This window comes from Polaribacter sp. YIW18 (genome assembly GCF_057219325.1).
On the sequence record NZ_JBXVVE010000005.1, the window covers coordinates 22,036 to 41,308 of the forward strand.

Genomic DNA, 19,273 nt, shown 5'->3' on the forward strand with positions numbered 1-19,273 from the left:
TATTTATTTTTATTTTAGATTTAACCTAGTTCTTAACTTCACCTTTAACTCTTTAACTAATTCTGGGTGTTCTTCTGCTATATTCTTGGTTTCCTTTTCTGTTGTTGTGTGATCATATAATTCTACAAATCCATCCTGATGTAATGTCATTCTATGCGTTGAAGTTCTGATAGTTGAAGCTTTATTTATGTATGATATAGCTGTATGACCATCGGTATTCGGATTAACCAATATATCTTTAAGCGATTTTCCTTGGATATAATTTGGCTTTTCAATACCTGTTAAATCACATAAAGTCGGGAAAATATCAAGGGTTTCAACGACAGCATCCGTATTAGCTCCTGACTGTTCCATCCCAGGGTAGTGAATGACTAGAGGAGAATGCAAGGACTCTTCAAACAAACTATGTTTCCCCCAAACGGCGTGCTCTCCCAAGTGCCAACCGTGGTCGCCCCAAAGCACCACAATGGTATTCTTATCCGCACCTGTTCTTTTCAGTTCGGCTAAAACTTTACCTATTTGTGCATCTGCATAACTCACACAAGCGGCATAATGACGGCGCACTTCATCCGCAAAAGCTACATCTTTATTGGGGTTTTTACCCCAACGGTTATATCCCATAAACTCACCAGAGCCATGCCATGTTGTTTTTCCTTCTGGTTTTTGAGGGTGATTTATTGCTGGCAGTTTAACGCCTTCATACCTGTCATAGTAAGTTTTAGGCGCACCGAAGGGTAAGTGGGGTTTAATAATTCCAACAGTAAGAAAAAATGGTTTTTCTTTATTACTGGCAAGTGCTCCTAGTTGTTTCACGGCTTCATCTGTAATTGCTCCATCTGGATAAATGTTGTCGTCTCCTTCTACTGTCTGAAAAACGTCCATGCCGCCTCTTGTTACCCGAATCTCTCCATTAGCTAATCCGTGCATCATCCCACGCGGATGTTGCCATTCCGCAACTGGCATCAAATGTCTATCCCATGCATTTGGCATTTCAATTTTTGTACTATCATTCCAATTTTTACCACCTCTTCCTCCAGGGTGATGAGATACTTTCCCGACTGAAACCGTTGTATAACCATGTGCTTTAAACCACTCTGGCATACTTTGTTTTATTTCTTCTTTGCCATTTTTTATTTTCTTTGCTCTAAGAAAAAGTGCGTTATTTCCATAATGCCCATATTGTCCTGTTAAAAGCGTATATCGAGATGGACCACAACTTGGGGCGTTTACAAAATGATTTTGAAAGGCCACCCCTTTTGCTGCAAAAGCATCTATGTTTGGTGAACTTATATAGTCTGCTCCAAAGCTCTTCAATTCTGGACGAAGGTCATCCACACAAATAAGTAGTACATTTGGCTTTTGAACAATTTGTTCTTTTTGACAACTCGTTATCATAAAAAAAGATAACGCCGCACAAATTAACGGTATTGTCTTTTTAAGGTTCATCATTATATTTTTTATCATTTTCAATATTCTTTTAAAAATTTGTATTTATGTTAAACTTCTATATACAATTCACTTACTTTTTTCAAACGGTCTGTATCTATTTCTAGTCCAAAACCAGGTGCTGATTTAAAGGAATAATATCCATTGGGTTCCTTTTTAGTAGCTGCGCTTTGCAAACATTCTAAATAGTTTTTAGAATCTTCTTTTTTCTCAATCGCTTCTACCCAAGTGGCTCCAACGCCTATTGCTATTTGTTGCCACGCAGAACAAGCTGGACCCACCAAACTATCATCACCTATCATTACTTTTGCATCTATTTCCTTTACTTTATGCGCTAATTTTGCTGTGTGGGTTAAACTTCCCATTGTAGAGGGATGCAGATTATAAATGTGTCCCATTCCTTTTTGTATTGTGTTGATGCCTTTCCAAGCAGGACGCATAGGCGCATCTGGAATCAAGTTTAAATCACCCACCATTTCTTGTAATTGTATCCATTGCTTTGGTTTTAAATGTGCAGGATCTTCTATTGCATTTAGTCCATTTGCACTAAAACGATCTAAAATCCCTTTTAATTCGTCTAAAGATTTCCACTTTTTATAGCCTTTATTCACATCTGAAATTACTACAGATTCATCGCCCAAAACATCTCTAATGGTTTTAAGTAACTTCATATCCACTTTTTCATCACCATACATTTTAAACTTCATATGATGCGCTAGATTCTGTTCGATACTTTTTTCAGCCTCTTCTCTAACTTTTTTCTCGTCTTTGTCTAGTATGCAATACAACCCTGGAACTGGATTTGTTCCTGTTAAACCTAATAATTCAACAGCAGATTTGTTTTGTAATCGACCTAATACATCTAAAAGCGCCATATCTAAAGACTCTAGCATTTTTAGAGAGCGTTTAGAACCCAATACTTGTTCTGATGCTAATAATTTTTGTGCTTCACCTAAGGTTAATCCTTTAAATTGTTCTAGATATTTAACCCAAGCCGTTGGTTTAAAATCTGGATTATTTTTGGATGCAGGTGTTTCTGTCCAACCATAAAAATCTCCTGCAGATATTTTTATAAATAAATGCTGACGGTTGTGCCAAGTTCCCCATGAAAAATAACGAGGTATGTTAATATCGTATCGAAATATTTCGATTTTTGTAATCTTTTCGTTTAAATATTCATTTCCATTTTTACTTGCACAAGCAGATAAAAGAGGATATGTAGCACCAACAATACCTAATGCTGACATACTTTTTATAAAATCACGTCTGTTTGTTTTCATAATTGTTTTTACCAAGGGTCGTTCATAGAAGTTAGTAATGCTGCCAACTCTGTTTTCATTTTATTATCTAAAGTTGGATTTTCTCCCCAAATATTTTTCATTTGATAAGGATCTTTAGCATCGTTATAGAGGTAGTGAAATTTATTCCCATTTTCGTGTTTTACCACAGCATAGGTGTAGTCTTTCGTTCTAAAACCTCTAGCATCGCCATTAGAAGCAAAACTTTTTCCTCCAAAATACAATTGCTTTTCTGGGCGGTTTACGGGTTTATCAAAAAATAAATCCGCATAATTTTCACCTTCTACCACATCTGGTATTTTATTTTCAAGTCCTATTAAGCCCAACAAAGTGGGCATATAATCAGGAACACTTAATAAAATATCATCTTTTTTGGGTTTTACTTTTTTTGGATAATGCACAATTAACGGAATTTTATACGCTTCTTTAAACCATACATTTTTATGCATTAAACCTTGACTTCCTAACATTTCGCCATGATCTGCAGAAAACACAATTACGGTATTTTCGTATAATCCTTCCTCTTTTAGTTTTGAAATCACACGTCCTATTTGATCATCAACTCCATTTACAGAAGCAAAATAATCGGTAGCTTGATCTAAGCGTTTTTCTACACCATGATCGCCTCTTTTTAATTCATAATTGTCATCAAACTGCACATTTGGTCTATTTAAAACGTCTTTATGCGTCATTCCTTCATAACGTTTTCTATAACGTTCTGGCACTTGTTTAAAAGGTGTATGTGGTGGATTTATAGACCAAAACAAGGCAAAAGGCTCATCCGATTTTCTTTGCTTTTCATTGTTTTTCAGGTAATTGATAATAACACCTGCTTCGTGTTCTGCAGACCATTTTTTGATGTATGTTTTTTCATCTTCTTTGGCATTGGTTGTCCAATAATAAGGTGCATTATGTCTATTGTGAGTTCCGTAAGCATACCAAAAAGAAAAACCGTGTCTTCTATCTGGAGGACACCAAGTATCCCAAACCCGTTTTACATTTGGTGGTGTTGGTTCTGGACCATCTAAATGCCATTTACCAACATAACCTGCACTATAGCCATTTTCTACCAAAACATCAGAAAAACAAATTTCATCTTTCTTTAAATAATTCCCCAACGCAGTTCTTTGAGAATTGCAATTTTCTACAACTCCTGTTGATAAAGAATAACTTCCAGTCATTAGCATCGCGCGGTACGGACTGCATAAAGGATTGTTTGAAACGGCTTCACTAAAAAACACCCCTTCTTTTGCCAATTGATCTAAATTTGGGGTATGAACAGGATCTTCATTTAAAAACCCTAATGAGGCTTGACGATACTGATCTGCAAAGATGAATAGTAAATTAGGTTTAGTTTCTGTGATCTCTTTTTTTTGTTGAGTTTTACAGGAAATAATACTGCATAAAATCAATCCAAAAACAATTAAATTTCTTGATGTTATTTCTTTCATATTTTTTCCTTTCTATTATTTATAAAACACTTTGACTTTCCAAATACCAGATTTAGCTTGAAACTTCAAAAATTCAGGATTCTCACTTTCAAAATCAAATCCACTAAATCTTTTTTTCAACTTATTTTTTCTCCATATACTTTTACCATTTACTTCAACCTTTGCTATTTTTTTTCCAGCTTTAGGAATACAAATTGTTGCTGTTGTGCTTTCTGGGGAAATTAAATTAAGATTGTAATTGTTTTCTGTTTTATTGACTTCGACTGTAATATCTCCTTTAACTGAAGGTACTATTTGCTTTACAGAAGTCATGTGCGCCAAATTTGGTTTTACTTCATAATTTGACCAAGCAATAGCTGTTGCTTTTATACCGGCAATGTATCTTGAAAGCACGTAGTTTGGTGCATTCCAAGCATGATTATATGTTCCTCGTAATTTTGGTTGATATTTTTCATACAGTGTTGTCAACCATTTACGATCTACTTGTTGTTGATAACGTTGTTTCATTCGCTCTAAACCTTTATCATATTTTCCTGTTAGCATAATAGCTTCTTCGGCTATCCACTCCATGTGTGGACTTGATTTCTTTACAGGCACTAAAACACTATCTACTAAAATAGTGTAATTTTCTTTTTTAGCTAATCCACTAATAATCGCTAAAGCACTTACCCGTTCTTCAATTTTTTTCTTTTTAGATCCGTAACGATTCCCTTGCCAATATTCTTTATCAAAATTCTTTTTAATACTGTCGATACGAGTATCGTACCAGGCAACATCTTTGGTTTCTCCTAAAGCAATAGCCATTTTTTTAGCGGACTTTAATGCCATATAGTACAATACTACATTTGTTGCTACTGGGTCTGTATCAATTCCCCAATCTACCCAATTGGCATAGCCTTTTCTGTGTTTTGGTAAACCATTTTCTTGCATGCCCCATAATTTTAAATAATTTAAAACAGCAGGGTATGCATTTTCAAGAGTCGCTTTGTCGCCAGTATTGTAATAATATTGCCAAATACCTTGATCAATATACTGTAAACTTTGCCCAGTTAACTCACTGCTTTTTCCACGATATGCACCAAATCCAGGTGCTAATCCTTGAATAGTATCTCCCTTTCTATAAGCAATCGTATTATCAATTCCTTTTTTTAATAACAGACGCCCAGGCTCATCCAAGGTATAAAAAACTGCTCCTGTTTGGTCGGCTACATCTCCAACCCATAAACCACGTTCTCTATCTGGACAGTCCATATAACCATCTCTTGCGCAAACATATAGAGTATTTCTAGCCATCCACCACAAACGTGTAAAGTAAGGATCGCTTGTTTCAAAAGTACCTGTCATTTCTCCAACACCTGTCCAACGATATTTCAATTCTAATACTTCAACTCCTGCAGGAATTGTATATTCTACCACGTGACCATTTATCCAAGAGTAACTTTCAAAGGACTGTACACCATCTTTAGTAATATACGTTCCTTTTAGCATATTAAACCGATTGTCCATATCTGCAATAATGGTTTTACCAGCTTTACTATTTACTTTTAAATAGGGTGTAATTTGTTGATTGAAAGGCAGTTTTGCGTGAATTACAACTATAGAATCTGTTGTGTTTTTAAAAGGTAATTTAATTTTGTTTTTGTTTGATGCTAAAGTAAGAACCTCGTAATTGGTTAAGCCCCTATCATTCCACTGTGGAATTGCTCTTTTTACTAGAGTTCCCCATGGTTTACTATTTGCAACTCCCTTTTCAACTGGTTTATTCCAATTAGTATCATCAAAATTATTAGAATACCAGGCTTTATCAGACCAATCTCCCAGTGCTTTTCTAGCATCAAACTTAACATTATAAGCATTTACTCTGTTTGCGCTTTTACCTCCTCCTCCACTTCGTGGGTCATATGCAGGATGTACTTTTAGTTTCCAATCAGCATTAGAAACTAACGTTTGTTGCCCTAAATTGGCATGAAATAACAAGCCTCCTTTTCCACTATCATCATGAACTTTTCGGGTTCTGCCCCAGTACCAAACCAAAATAGCAATGGTGTTTTGTCCTTCTTTTAAGTAGGGTTTTAAATTTACTTCATCATAATAATTGGTATTTGGTGCAGCACCTCTAGCTAATCCGCCTTCAAACAATACCATCTCTCCATTAATCCAAAGCCAATATTTGGTATCCACAGCAATTTTTGATAATGCTTGGTCTGGAATTTCATTTAAGTTGAATGATTTTCGAAATGCTACCCAAGTGTTTGCTGGCCCATCTTCTTGTTGCCAAATCCATTGTGCGTCTTCCCAACTGGGTGAGTTTGACATACTAAAAGTTGAAGTGGTTAAAAAAACTACTCCAAATAATAATAAAATAGTTTTCTTCATCTTAAAATAAGCCTTTTATTATTTATAAATTGCTTTAACATACCAAGTTCCAGAATTTGCTTTAAATTTCAAATATTTAGAATCTTCACTGCTATAAACCAAGCCATTAAGTTTCTTTTTATTTTTTCCTTTTTTCCATATACATTTTTCATTAACCCATACTTCTTTAATAACTTTATCTGTTTTAGGTATCCCTATAATAGCCTTGGTATTTTCTGGGGATTTTAATGTTATCTGGTAAGTAGTTTCTTTTAATTCCAAATCAATTTCTATATTTCCTTTTACTGTTGGAATGATTTTTTTCAACTGCTTAAAATCTACCAAGTTTGGCATAATTTGATACTCGCTCCAAGCTGGCTTAGTTGGTTCTACTCCAGCAATATATTTTGATAAAATTTTATTGGAACCATTCCAAGCGTGGTTATAACTTCCACCTTTTGGAAACATTTCGTACAAGGTTGACATGCCTTCTTTATCAACCTGACTTTGATACTGTTCTTTCATTCTTTCCAAAGACTCCTTAGGTCTATCAGCAATACACATGGCTTCTTCTACAAGCCATTCAAAATGTGGACTCGAATAACGATTTGGGATTAAGACATTATCTACAATTTGATTATAATAATTTGGATTTGCAATTCCTGAAACAATAGCAATAGCATTGGCTCTATCGTCTTTTAACTTTTCTTTATTTGTGCTATAAAAACCATCTTTCCAATACGTCTTCTCAAATGCTGGTTTCATAGTTTTCATTCTATCTTCGTACCATTTTATATCTTCTTTTTTTCCTAAAACTTTAGCCATTTCTTTTGCTTTATCTAAAGCTAAATAGTAAAAAGCCATTTGTATCGGCTCTTTATCCGCAGTATTTTTAACACCCCAATCTACCCAGTCCCAAGAATCTGGACTTTTCCTTTTACGATATTCTGGCAATCCGTTTTCTTGCATTGGAAATAATGCTAAATAATCATAAACAAAAGGATAGGCTTTTTCTAAAGTCTCTTTATCGCCCGTATTTAAATAATAAGGCCAAATACCTTGAGCTATAAATTGTAAACTTTGCGCAACCAACTCACGAACTCTTAATGGTCCTAAAGCTCCAATCACTCCATTTTCACTAAATGCAGTAGTCTGTAAAATAGCTTTTTTTAATAACTGACGCCCAGAGTTATCCATGGAATAAAATAAATAACCCACTTGGTCTGCTACATCACCAATCCATAATGCACGCTCTCTATCTGGGCAATCCATAAAATTATCGCGAGCACATACAAATAAAGTATTGTTACCCATCCACCACAAACGATTATAAAATGGATCGTCAATTTGAAATTTACCAACCATTTCTCCAACACTCATCCATCTGTACTTTAATGCTTTTACTTTAACACCTTCTGGAATGGTATAGCGTATTTCATTACCATTCATCCATGAAAAACTCTCAAATTTTTGAGTTCCTGCTTTGGTAATGTAGGTTGCTGTAATTTTATTTAATCGGTTATCAGTGGTTACAAAAATTGTATCGCCTGCTTTGGCTTCGACTTCTAAATACGGTGTAATTTGTTTATTAAAAGGTAATTTACATTTAATAACTTGCCCTTTGCTTATAAATGGAAATTGTAAATCATCATGATTTTTGTAATTTTTTAAACCATGATTTATTAATTGAGGTACAATATTGGGTTCTAAATTATACCAAGGCGCAATACCTGCTTTTCCTTTTTCTTTTGCTTTTGGCCAATTACTATCATCAAAATTAACTTTATACCAAGCATTTTCAGACCAATCTTTCATTGCATTTTGTGCATTAAATTGAACTGGATATTGCACTAAAGCTTTACTTGCTGGTGATATGGTATTGTCATATCCTGGATGCTGAATGGCTTTCCAAGATGCATTAGAAACTAATTTTTGACTTCCAATTTGTGATGAAAATAACAAACCTCCTTTTCCACTATCTATATGTGTTCCTTTATGGGTTTCACGCCCCCAATACCAAACTAAAATAGCAATTGTATTTTCTCCTTTTTTAAGATATGGTTGAATGTTTACTGTATCGTACCAAGAGTTTGTAGGTGTTATTTTTTTCTTCCTATCCCAATCTCCTGCTTGACTTGGTCCTCTAGACAGTCCACCTTCAAAAAGTACCATCTCCCCATTTATCCATAGCCAAAATTTACTATCAACAGCAATATTTGCCTCAGCAATAGCTGGGACTTCATCTACAGAAATTGTTTTTCTAAAACTCATCCAAGTGTTTGATGGACCATCTTCTTGTTGCCAAATCCATTGGGCATTGTTCCAATCGTTAGAAAATACCAAGGAAAAATTCAACATAAGTAGTAATAATATTAGATTTTTTTTCATAATTGTAATCTGTTTTTTAGTAATAAATAGTTTCTGTTTAATAATTAGTTTCAAATGAATATGCACCAGGCTTCACCTCAAAGATAAAAGCATTCTCCGTTTTATTTAGTAATTTAATAGCTGCACTTTCAATAAAAGCAACACCATTAACCTTTATACTTTTTGGGGTATTAGCGGGTACTGTAACTTTAGCTGTTGTGTTTGGTGGTACTTTTATGTCTAATATAAATTGGTTGTTTTCGAGTTTCCAATTGGAACTTACCTCACCATAAGGTGAATTATAAGTTGCAGCTGCAGCTGTTAATGGTCCTCCTGGAATGGGCGCAATTTCTATTTCTTTATAAGCCACTTTTGTGGGTTTTATACCTGCAATGCGTTCATACATCCAACGCCCAATAGCACCATAAGCATAATGATTAAAGGAGTTCATACCATCTTTATGAAACCCCTCTTTTTTAGTATAACTATCCCAACGTTCCCACATAGTTGTAGCGCCTTGATTGATGGAATAAAACCAAGACGGATAGGTTTCCTTGAACAAAATGTCATACATCAAATCATATTCCCCAGCTTTATCAAGTACCAAAGGTAATATAGGTGTTCCTAAAAAACCGGTGCGCAAATGATTATCATACTCAGCGATTAAATGCTTAAGATGCTTAATAGCCTTAACTTCCATTTCATCTGACAAGAGTTCAAACTCTAAGGCAACTAAATAATGGGTTTGTGTTTCAACTTTATGCTTGGCACGTCCATCTGCATGAAACCAACGTTTCTCAAAAGCCGATTTAATGGAATCGTGAAGTATGGCGAAGTGTTCAGCCTCCTGAGTTTTCCCTAATACACGAGCACTTTTAGATACTAAATCAACACTGTGGGCATAGTAGGCCATTTTGATGAGTTCTTTAGATACATCGCCTGCTGCACGTCCATTTTTAGTAAGTGGTTGCAACCAATCGCCAAACGACTTAATATCTGGAATGTGTTCTATTGCCTGATTTGTACAATAGTTTGTCCATTTTACCATGGCTTCATAGTTTTCTTCCAATACCTCTTTATCTCCTGTTCTAAAATACAATTCCCAAGGAATAATAACAATGGCATCTGCCCAACCTGAAGAGTGTCTTTTTCCCAAATTATTAGGGACTACCCAAGGGATGCCTCCGTCTTCAAATTGCTCATAGCGTAAACTTTGCAACCAGCCTGCCCAAAAAGCATACATATTGTTATGAAACATAGATGTGGGTGCAATAATTTGTGCATCGCCTGTCCAACCCAAACGCTCGTCTCGCTGTGGGCAATCAGTTGGTATGTCAAAAAAGTTCCCTTTCATACCCCAGCTAATATTACTTTGTAGTTGATTTAATTTTTCGTGTGAGGATTCAAAAGTACCATTCTTATTAAAGTTAGAATATTGAACTATGGACTTTACCCAGTTTTTTTCTGGTTTTGCACCTTTTGCATAACCACTTAATTCTACATATTGATACCCATGAAACGTAAAAGTGGGTTTATAAGATATCGTACCATTTTTGGCAGCAACATAATAATCTGTAGATTTTGCCGATCGATAATTGGTTGTGTACATCGTACTGTCGCGATCTAGCATTTCAGCAAAACGAATTTTTAAGGTATCGCCTTTCATCATCGGAACTTTAACTACTGGAACACCAACATTATTCTGTCCCATATTAAAAATGGTTGCGTTCGTACAAGGCTGATGCATACTTTTAACTTCCAATACTTCTCTATCTACAACTGTTTCAAAGCGTTTAGGCAATAGTAAAACTGATTTTTCTATATTTCGAGTTTGCACTTTGTGCCATTCTGCATCATCATAGTTATTGGTGTGCCAATTGCCTAATTCGAAATTAGCATCATACGTTTCACCATCATAAATTTTGGCAATACGAATAGGGCCATCTTTAGTTACTTTCCAATTTTCATCTGAAACAACTACCGATTTTCCTTCCTTATGTTCCATTTCAAGCTGACATAATAACGCTGGAGTAAGACCGTGCTTCTTTTTTCTTCCTCTTAAATAAATCTTACCTGCATACCAACCTTCGGCAAGTGCAAAAGCAATCGTATTTTTGCCTTCCTTTAACATATCTGTAACATCATAAGTAAGTGTTGGAATATATTTACGATAAGGCACCCAACCTGGAGGCATAATATCTTCGCCTACTTTTTTACCATTGATGTAAGCCTCGTAAATTCCTTTGGCAGTAATATATAAGCGTGCTTTTTTTATAGTTTTATCTATATTAATTTCCTTGCGGATGTATTGGGCAGGAAATAACAGCGATCCTCTATAATCTAATTCTGTAAGTTGATTATGAGGAATACTCATCCATTTTCCTAACCAGTCTTCATTTTTTAACAACCCAAGCTCAAAATGAGCAACTTCACTCCAATCTGATTTATTGCCTTTTTCATCCCAAAAACGTACCTGCCAATATACTTTTTGTCTTGATGTTAACGCAATACCTTTGTAAGGTATATATAGTGTTTGATCGGATGTTACTTTGCCAGAATCCCAAATATCTGGTGCACTAGACAGCAAATCTAGACGACTCGCAGCAACAATAGAATAAGCAGTTTGAGACCCTACATTTTCTGGTAATTTCCAAGAAAAAGAAGGCGTAGCGTCATAAAAACCCATTGGATTTTTAAACTGCTCGCTTACAGTCAATTCCTTTGGCTGCATACTATTTTGTTTTTGAGAACAGGACTCTAAAAACAGCACTACTACAAAAACTAGTAGAAGCAAAAAGTTAGTATTTATTTTCATTTTAAACATTTAATGTACGTGTTTTTTTTCATTATCAGTACCGTCCCATTTATATCCCCAAGCTTTCATATATGCTTCTGCAGGTAAAAATTCATCATTATTTTTATCTAAAATTGTTTGCAGCTTATTTTCTAAATCAGCTTGAATGTCTTCATACGCTTCTTTGTCTGCAACATTATTTAACTGATAAGGATCATTCACATTATCATACAACAACCAAGGACCTTTAAGATCTTTTACATAAGTGTATTTCTCTGTTCTTACACCTCTATATTCGCGACCACCTCGCTTATATTTCCATTGATGAAAAGGAACTGGACAGGTAATTAATGCAGCCTCTACATCTAATTCTTCTGTACCCAATAATTGTCCTGTATAATCAATACCCTCTACTGATTCTGGGATAGGTAAATTAGACATTCCCAACAGAGTAGGCATAATATCAGGGAATGAAAACATTTTTGCCATTTTTGTACCGCCTTTTAATTTGGCTGGATATTTTATAATAAAAGGGACATTTATAGACTCTTCCCACGGCTTTTGTTTCTTAACCTGCGAATGAGAATATAACATATCTCCGTGGTCTGATGTTAACACAAAAATGGTATTTTCTTCGATACCTAAATCTTTAATTTCTTTTTGTAATGCTGCGATACAATCGTCTAATGCTGATATATGTGCATAATAGCCTCTAATGTCTTCTTTGGCTTTTTTAGCTCTATTTTCTGGTACATTAGGACGAAGTTTAATATCCATATCTTTATACAAATCCTTATACTTTTGAGGTGCTGTTTGATAAGGTGCGTGTGGCGGTCCATAAGACAAGAACAATACAAAAGGATTTTCCTTATTGGTTTGCATATATTTTATGGCGTCTTTGGTTTGCGCAATAGCATCATAACCTTCCCATTTGTGTTTTACATCGTTTTCATCATAATAAATAGAATTATTATAATTGTGAGTGCATTCATGTACTTTCCAATAGTCAAAGCCTTGACGACGATCGGCTTTCACAGGAAGTTGTCTTCCTTTGTAGTTTTTCATCCCTTGGGGATGACCATTAATATGCCATTTGCCAATATATCCTGTGTTATAACCATTTTCTTTATATACCTCTGCAACACAATTTTCTTCTGATTTTAAGGGCTTATCATTGTAGAAAAGGCCGTGACTAAGTGGGTATTTCCCAGTCATTAGAGAGGCACGTGCTGGTGTACAAACAGGAATATTTGAAATAGCATTGGTAAAAACCACAGCTTCTTTTGATAAACCGTTTAGCGTTGGTGTAATCACTTGATTGTTACCTGCAAAACCAATGTCTTGCGCTCTCCATTGATCGGTTAAAATAAACACAACATTGGGTTGTTTTTTTACATCTGTTTTAACCTCTTGCTTAGATTTACAAGAGATTAATTGTAATGCACATAATAGTATGATAAAATGTTTCATCTTTTCTGTTAGTTATTTAAAAGTTTCAATTAAAACTGGTCCTAATAAACCTGACTTTTGCAATGTAGACTCTGGTGTAATTTTATCGATAACAATCCACGTATACTTTTCATCTTTGTCCCGCGATTTATCTCTTATCAATTGATTTCTCCAAAGATTTACCACTTCAATTTCTAAAGTATTTTCACCTTGTTTAATTGCTTCGGAAATATTTAGTCGGTAAGGCGCCATCCAAACGCCTCCAATAGCTTTTCCGTTTAATTTTACTTTAGCCATTACTGATAATTTTCCTAAGTTGATATAGATGGCTTCATTTTCAGGACGTTTATCTAGGTTGAAATTAGTTTTATAAATAGCTGTTCCTGAATAGTATTTTATTTGCTCATTATCAGAATTTCTCCAATCGATTAATTTATCAAATACTACAGGTTTTTCAGGCGCAATATCTTTGTTTACAAAATCGACTTTAAATGGCGATTCAATCGACTTCAATTTTTTATATTCAGGGAAATTTTTGGAGTACGCGGGTTGAACGTTTGCATTAGTTTCATTTTCCGAAAATACCACAAACCAACTTTGAATAGCCTCCATTTTTAGTGGTACTTTAATACCTGTTTCTGTAACTTCATAATCTGGCAACGCCCTTATTTCTCCGCTTATAGCATTCCATAATTGTGGTTTTAAACTTTTGTCTGTTCTAAATACGGGCGCTATTTGTAGTGTTTCATCACTTTGATTAGAGATGAAATAAATATCCATGTCTTCAGTTTTTCGGTGTATCCATAATACTGGCTTATCCTGTGGTACATCAACATCCTTTGTTAAATTTAAACTTTCAAATACTTCTGGTAATTCGTAACCATCCCAAATTTTACCTTTACCATAATTCACATTCATTTTACCATTAGCGTAATCGCCATGCCACATTTTATCGACTAATTCTTTTACTTGCTTATCAGCCATTGGATAATTTTCTAAACTTGGTGATTTTTCTGGTTTTGGTCCTAAAATAGTTCCACCTTGTTGCACCAACTGTTCAATTTTGGCTAATAATTTTGGACGCATGGTTTTAAATGGTGGCAATACCATCACTTTATACGACATGCCGTCTGGCAATACAAATCGTCCATCTTTTACAGTCAATCTATTTAGAATAACCTCTGCGTTTATGTAATCGTACGAATAGCCTTTTGGAATTTCTGGTTGACGCACACCCGTCATTACTGGAGCATCTTCTCCTATATAATAACATACATCAGCAACGTATTTTCCTTGTTGTAATAAGTGTTGACAACGACGTAGATAATCGAAATAACTGTCTGCCTGACTAAACCAAGTATTATGGCGGTTAAACTCGGTACCAAACCAAGCATTCATTCCTGGTTTTCTATTATCATCGGGTTGTTGAATGTACAAATGCAATACAAAATGATTGATACCCTCTGTTAATGCCCAATCACCTCGCTTTTTCAGCATTGCAGGATGCCTTAAATAAGCTCTTCTTGAAGAAGTAAAGGCTTCTGCTGACGTAATTGGTTTTCCGTAGGTATGGGCTGTTGATGAGGACGCTTTACACTCGATATTACCCAGTGTACCCTCATTCCAAAATTCTCCAGAAATTAAATCAGATTGCCCTCCGTACATCATAAATTCTCCTGGAAACCCCCAATGCCCATAGTTTTCTAACCAAGTTTTTAAGTTGTGTTTGTTACTTGCTTTTCGCAGTCCTCCAACGTATTCGTAAGCGACATCATCTGCAATAGAACGACGCAAATCCCACAGAAAACGTTCGGATAACTCCACACTTCCTACAATTCTACCAGATAATACTGGTAAAAATGGCACAGGGTCATAGCCGTATTTTTCTTTGAACTTTACTTCGTAACCATCCGTCCAGTTTTGAGAGCCTTGTTCGTAACTATCGGCCACGACATATTTAAACGCCGATTTGCTTTCTTCGGGAACACGTTTTAACAATTCACCTACAAAATTATCAAAATGGTATTGTGCCAAATCGCTATTCATTTTATCTATTTCATAACCCACACCTTGAGGTGCAGCAGGCGCATTTTTTGTACCTGTTGGCGTCATTCCCATACGCAGAATTGTCCAGTTGCCTTTTGGTGCATCCCAAGTTAAATTCCCATTTTCATCAAGTTTATTGCTTAAATCAATAATAGTTTCTGGGTTTATAGACAGGCTTTTATCTTTAATTTCGTCTTGATTGCCAAAGATGTAAGAATCCCATTTAATACCTGGGGTAGAATTCATCTTACCCAATTGTTTCTCTATATATTTGTCTAATACCAATGCTTCAGAAATCGTAATTTCAGCAAAACCAAAACCTGCTTTTCTTTTTGTTCTAAAGTTGGTACATTTTAACACAAAATGCTGTGCTTTTGTTTCTGGCAAAACCGTAGCAAAATCTCCTGTTTCAATAGAGGCTACATTAGGTGTAATACGAAAACGGTCGAACTGAAATTCTTTAATGAGTTTTTCTTTACCATCTACAACTGCAAAAAGGCTCATCTTACATTTAAATGGTCTGCTTGGGATTACAGTAATAGAACGCGTTGTAATGGGTTCTGATAGTTGAAAATTAATAGCTAAAGTCTCTCCCTTTTTTGGCTCGAAACTGGTATCGTTTTTTTTATTTCCATCATTTAGAATACCGACATTAACATCTTGCCAATTGGCTGTTATTTTTGTTGCAATGTGTTGGGTACTCTTTTCTTCTAAATTTGATGTTTTAAAAGCAAGCGTATGTGTATCTTGAAATTCTTTTTTAGGCTGAGCCAATACTATATCAAGTGTTTTTCCTCCTACAACTTTCGTTTCACTATAAGTTAGGTAACGCATGGCTTTTGTATAATCTACCCATGGTCCGCCACTTTGGCTCCATCCTGGGCAGTTGAATACCCCAATATCTACCCCAATACGTTTACCTTCTTCTACTGCATGTACCATATGAGACCACCAATCTTCACTCAACATAGGCACTTTTCCATCTCTATGTGCTGGATTGATGTTACCTATTAGCGCCCCTCCAATACCCGCTTTTTTCATCGCCAATAAATCTTTGGTAATACCATCTTTAGAGATATCGTCGTTAATCCAATACCAATAGCACCATATCGTATTGTCTTCCGTTGGTTTTACAAAGCCTGATTTTACAATCTCGTAGTTTTTTGAATTTTCACAAGACCAAAGCATCAATATAAAGATTGATGACAGCATCAATAGTTTTACTTTTTTACTTAAAAACATGTATCTGTATTTTTATTATTTTTAATATTCTATTTTAATCCTATACTTTTTTTAGTGGGTATTTTTATAGATGAACTCGTATGCTCCACTTTGTAAATTATCTATGTTTACTTTTTCATTTTTTATAGTGACATCTATTTTTTTTCCATTCATGCTAATATCTGGCATGTTATTAAACTTAGGGAGCACAACCTTTGCTGTGGTGTTTGGTGGTACTACGATATTGTATATAAAATCATTGCCTTTAAACTTCCATTTCGACTTAATTTTACCGTAATTGGATTCGTAATCTGCAGCTACTGCTGAAAGGCTTTGATGTGGCAAAGGTGCAAATAATATTTTCTTGTAACCTGATTCTAAAGGTGCAATGCCTGCGATCCGTTCGTACATCCATTGCCCAATTGCTCCATAAGCATAATGATTAAACGATAATGCTCTATTGGCAAAACCTTTATCATGTGTATAACCATCCCATCTTTCCCACATGGTGGTAGCGCCTTGCTTGATACTATAAAACCAAGAAGGATAGGTTTCCTTTAATAGAATTTCGTAAAGCAAATCGGTTTTTCCATATTTATCTAAAACTGAAGCCAACAATGGTGTGCCAATAAAGCCAGTACGCAAATGATTTTGTGTTGCCGCTATTTCTTTAACTAAGTGGTTTATACCTTGATTTGCCATTTTTGGAGATAATAGATTAAAGCCAAGTGCTAAAAGATAGCCTGTTTGCGTTGGCGTATAAGGTGCTTTTATTTGTCCGTTATTATCAAAATACTCTTTTTCAAAAGCCTGGTTTATGGAACTTAACAATTCACGATAGTAATTCGCGTCGTCTTCTAATCCTAAAATTGCTGCACTTTTCATGGTTAACTGCACTGAATAGGCATAAAAAGCGGTTGATATAAGTGTATTAGGTGTATCACCTCTTCTATCATCTTTTTGTTGTGAATAAGGTTGTAACCAATCGCCCACTGTAGACATGTGGCTAAGATGATTTGTAGCTTCAGAAGTATGATAACTACACCAACGCTTCATCATTTGGTAGTTGTCTTTTAATATTTCTACATTACCTGTTCTGTAATAGAGTTCCCAAGGTACTATGGTACAAGCGTCTGACCATCCTGCTTGAGCAAAGTTTCCTGTAAAATTTGGTACAACCACAGGAATACCTCCATTTGAGAATTGTTCTTCGCGCATACTGCTGAGCCATGCCGCCCAAAAGGGGTGTGTGTCTGATAAAAACAGGGATGTTGGTATAAAAACCTGAGCATCACCTGTCCAACCCAAACGTTCGCTTCGTTGTGGACAATCTAAGGGAACATCGAAAAAGTTGCCTCTTAATCCCCATTGAATATTGCTATGTAATTGATTTAATTTTTTATGTGAGGACTGAAATTTTCCTGACATTTCAAAATCGGAGTGCTGTACAATGCCTGTAACCCAAGATTTTTGAGGAGTAAAGGCTTTGTGAAATCCGCTTATTTCCACATAACGAAAACCATGAAACGTAAATTTTGGTTGCCAAGAAATGGTCGTGTCTTTATTGGCGATGTAATAGTCTATAGCTTTGGCGGAACCCAAATTTCTTGTAAACAATTTGCCTTTGGCATCTAGCATTTCGCCATGTCGTAGCTTAATCGTATCTCCTTTTTTTACTGGAATTTTTAAATCTACTACACCTACCATATTTTGACCCAAATCAAATAAAACCTGATTCGTTTTCTGAACCGTCATTTTAACAGGATGTAGGCTTTGATTATTTTTTATTGCAGCGTGTTTTTTTGGAAAAAGTTTTGTTTTTGAATCTATTTCTTCTGTTGTAACGCTCTCCCAAGAGCTGTCATCAAAATCAGGTTGGTTCCAATTTGGTAGTTCAAAATTAGCATCGTATGTTTCGCCATCATATAATCCTGCAACTCTTATAGGACCATTTCTTGTGGCTTTCCAACTGTTATTACTCGTAATCGTTTTCAACTTACCTTTGGCGTCTTCAATTTCTAATTGACATATGGCTCGCGGTGGTGCGATTACAGTGTCCCATCGCCTGCGTGGGCCAAAACGCCCTGAATGCCATCCTTCAGCCAAAATCATTCCTATGGTATTTTCTCCTTTTTTTAATGCTTCTGTAACATCATAAGTTAAAGTTTCTAAACGTTTACGATAAGGTGTCCACCCTGGTGTTAATACATCTTCAGTAATTTTTGCACCATTAATGTATGGTTTAAAAACACCTTTAGAGGTAATGTATAAACGTGCTTTTTTAATATCGGCATCTATGTTGAATGCTTTTCTCAAATATTGTGGTCTAAACAAACGTGTGCCGTATCTTGTAGTATCCCACACTTTAGGATCGGGAATTTTTATCCATTTTGCTTTCCAATCCGCATTAGAAAGTAAGCCCATTTCTATACTGGAAATTTCACTCCAATCGGAAACACTATTTTCTGAACCCCAATAACATACTTGCCAATATATTTTTTGCCTTGATTTTAACGGATTTCCAGTATATTTTACAAAAACAGATTGATTAGACATCACTTTTCCAGAAGACCATACATCAGGAGAATCTGGTAATAAATCTGGGGCTGAAGCTAATACAATGCTATATGCATTTTGTTTTTTTACAGCACTTGTTTTAGGTAATTTCCAAGAAAAAGACGGCATACTATCATGAAAACCTAAAGGATTTTGAAATCCTTCAGAAACAGATAAGTCATAAGGTCTTTCTAGATTGCTTCCGCTTTTTTCTAAGCAACTTAAAAATAGAAGCGGTATAAATATGACGAATATTAAATTACTTTTCAATGTATTTAATTTATAATTTT

Annotated in this window: 9 protein-coding genes; all 9 read right to left on the reverse strand. The window is 35.2% G+C overall.

All coding sequences use genetic code 11. The features are described 5' to 3' along the window. Nucleotides 1-9: 9 nt before the first annotated feature. From AC2D6T_RS06735 to AC2D6T_RS06775, 9 genes are read right to left on the reverse strand one after another with little or no spacing between them, the layout of a single operon-like run. The gene (locus AC2D6T_RS06735; protein WP_484680932.1) at nucleotides 10-1,464 is read right to left on the reverse strand and encodes a sulfatase; all 1,455 of its coding nucleotides are present in this window, start codon (nucleotides 1,462-1,464) and stop codon (nucleotides 10-12) included. Nucleotides 1,465-1,496: 32 nt separating this feature from the next. Then, nucleotides 1,497-2,726, reverse strand: coding sequence for an enolase C-terminal domain-like protein (locus tag AC2D6T_RS06740; protein ID WP_484680933.1), 1,230 nt, complete (start codon nucleotides 2,724-2,726; stop codon nucleotides 1,497-1,499). A gap of 8 nt (nucleotides 2,727-2,734) precedes the next feature. Beyond that, the gene (locus AC2D6T_RS06745) at nucleotides 2,735-4,195 is read right to left on the reverse strand and encodes a sulfatase family protein (protein ID WP_484680934.1); all 1,461 of its coding nucleotides are present in this window, start codon (nucleotides 4,193-4,195) and stop codon (nucleotides 2,735-2,737) included. A 15-nt stretch (nucleotides 4,196-4,210) separates the two neighbouring features. Beyond that, entirely contained in the window at nucleotides 4,211-6,571 is a 2,361-nt protein-coding gene (locus AC2D6T_RS06750; RefSeq protein WP_484680935.1) for an alpha-L-rhamnosidase-related protein, read from the reverse strand. A gap of 18 nt (nucleotides 6,572-6,589) precedes the next feature. After that, nucleotides 6,590-8,938: an alpha-L-rhamnosidase-related protein gene (locus AC2D6T_RS06755; RefSeq protein ID WP_484680936.1), complete on the reverse strand. Its 2,349-nt coding sequence runs from the start codon at nucleotides 8,936-8,938 to the stop codon at nucleotides 6,590-6,592. A 37-nt stretch (nucleotides 8,939-8,975) separates the two neighbouring features. Continuing rightward, nucleotides 8,976-11,732 carry a family 78 glycoside hydrolase catalytic domain gene (locus tag AC2D6T_RS06760; RefSeq protein WP_484680937.1) on the reverse strand — a complete coding sequence of 919 codons (2,757 nt, stop codon included), beginning with the start codon at nucleotides 11,730-11,732 and terminating at the stop codon, nucleotides 8,976-8,978. 9 nt (nucleotides 11,733-11,741) lie between these two features. Continuing rightward, on the reverse strand, nucleotides 11,742-13,181 hold the full coding sequence (locus AC2D6T_RS06765) for a sulfatase family protein (protein ID WP_484680938.1): 1,440 nt from the start codon (nucleotides 13,179-13,181) through the stop codon (nucleotides 11,742-11,744). 12 nt (nucleotides 13,182-13,193) lie between these two features. Next, nucleotides 13,194-16,448: a glycosyl hydrolase gene (locus AC2D6T_RS06770; protein ID WP_484680939.1), complete on the reverse strand. Its 3,255-nt coding sequence runs from the start codon at nucleotides 16,446-16,448 to the stop codon at nucleotides 13,194-13,196. Nucleotides 16,449-16,499: 51 nt separating this feature from the next. Beyond that, nucleotides 16,500-19,253: an alpha-L-rhamnosidase gene (locus tag AC2D6T_RS06775; RefSeq protein ID WP_484680940.1), complete on the reverse strand. Its 2,754-nt coding sequence runs from the start codon at nucleotides 19,251-19,253 to the stop codon at nucleotides 16,500-16,502. Nucleotides 19,254-19,273 lie beyond the last annotated feature (20 nt).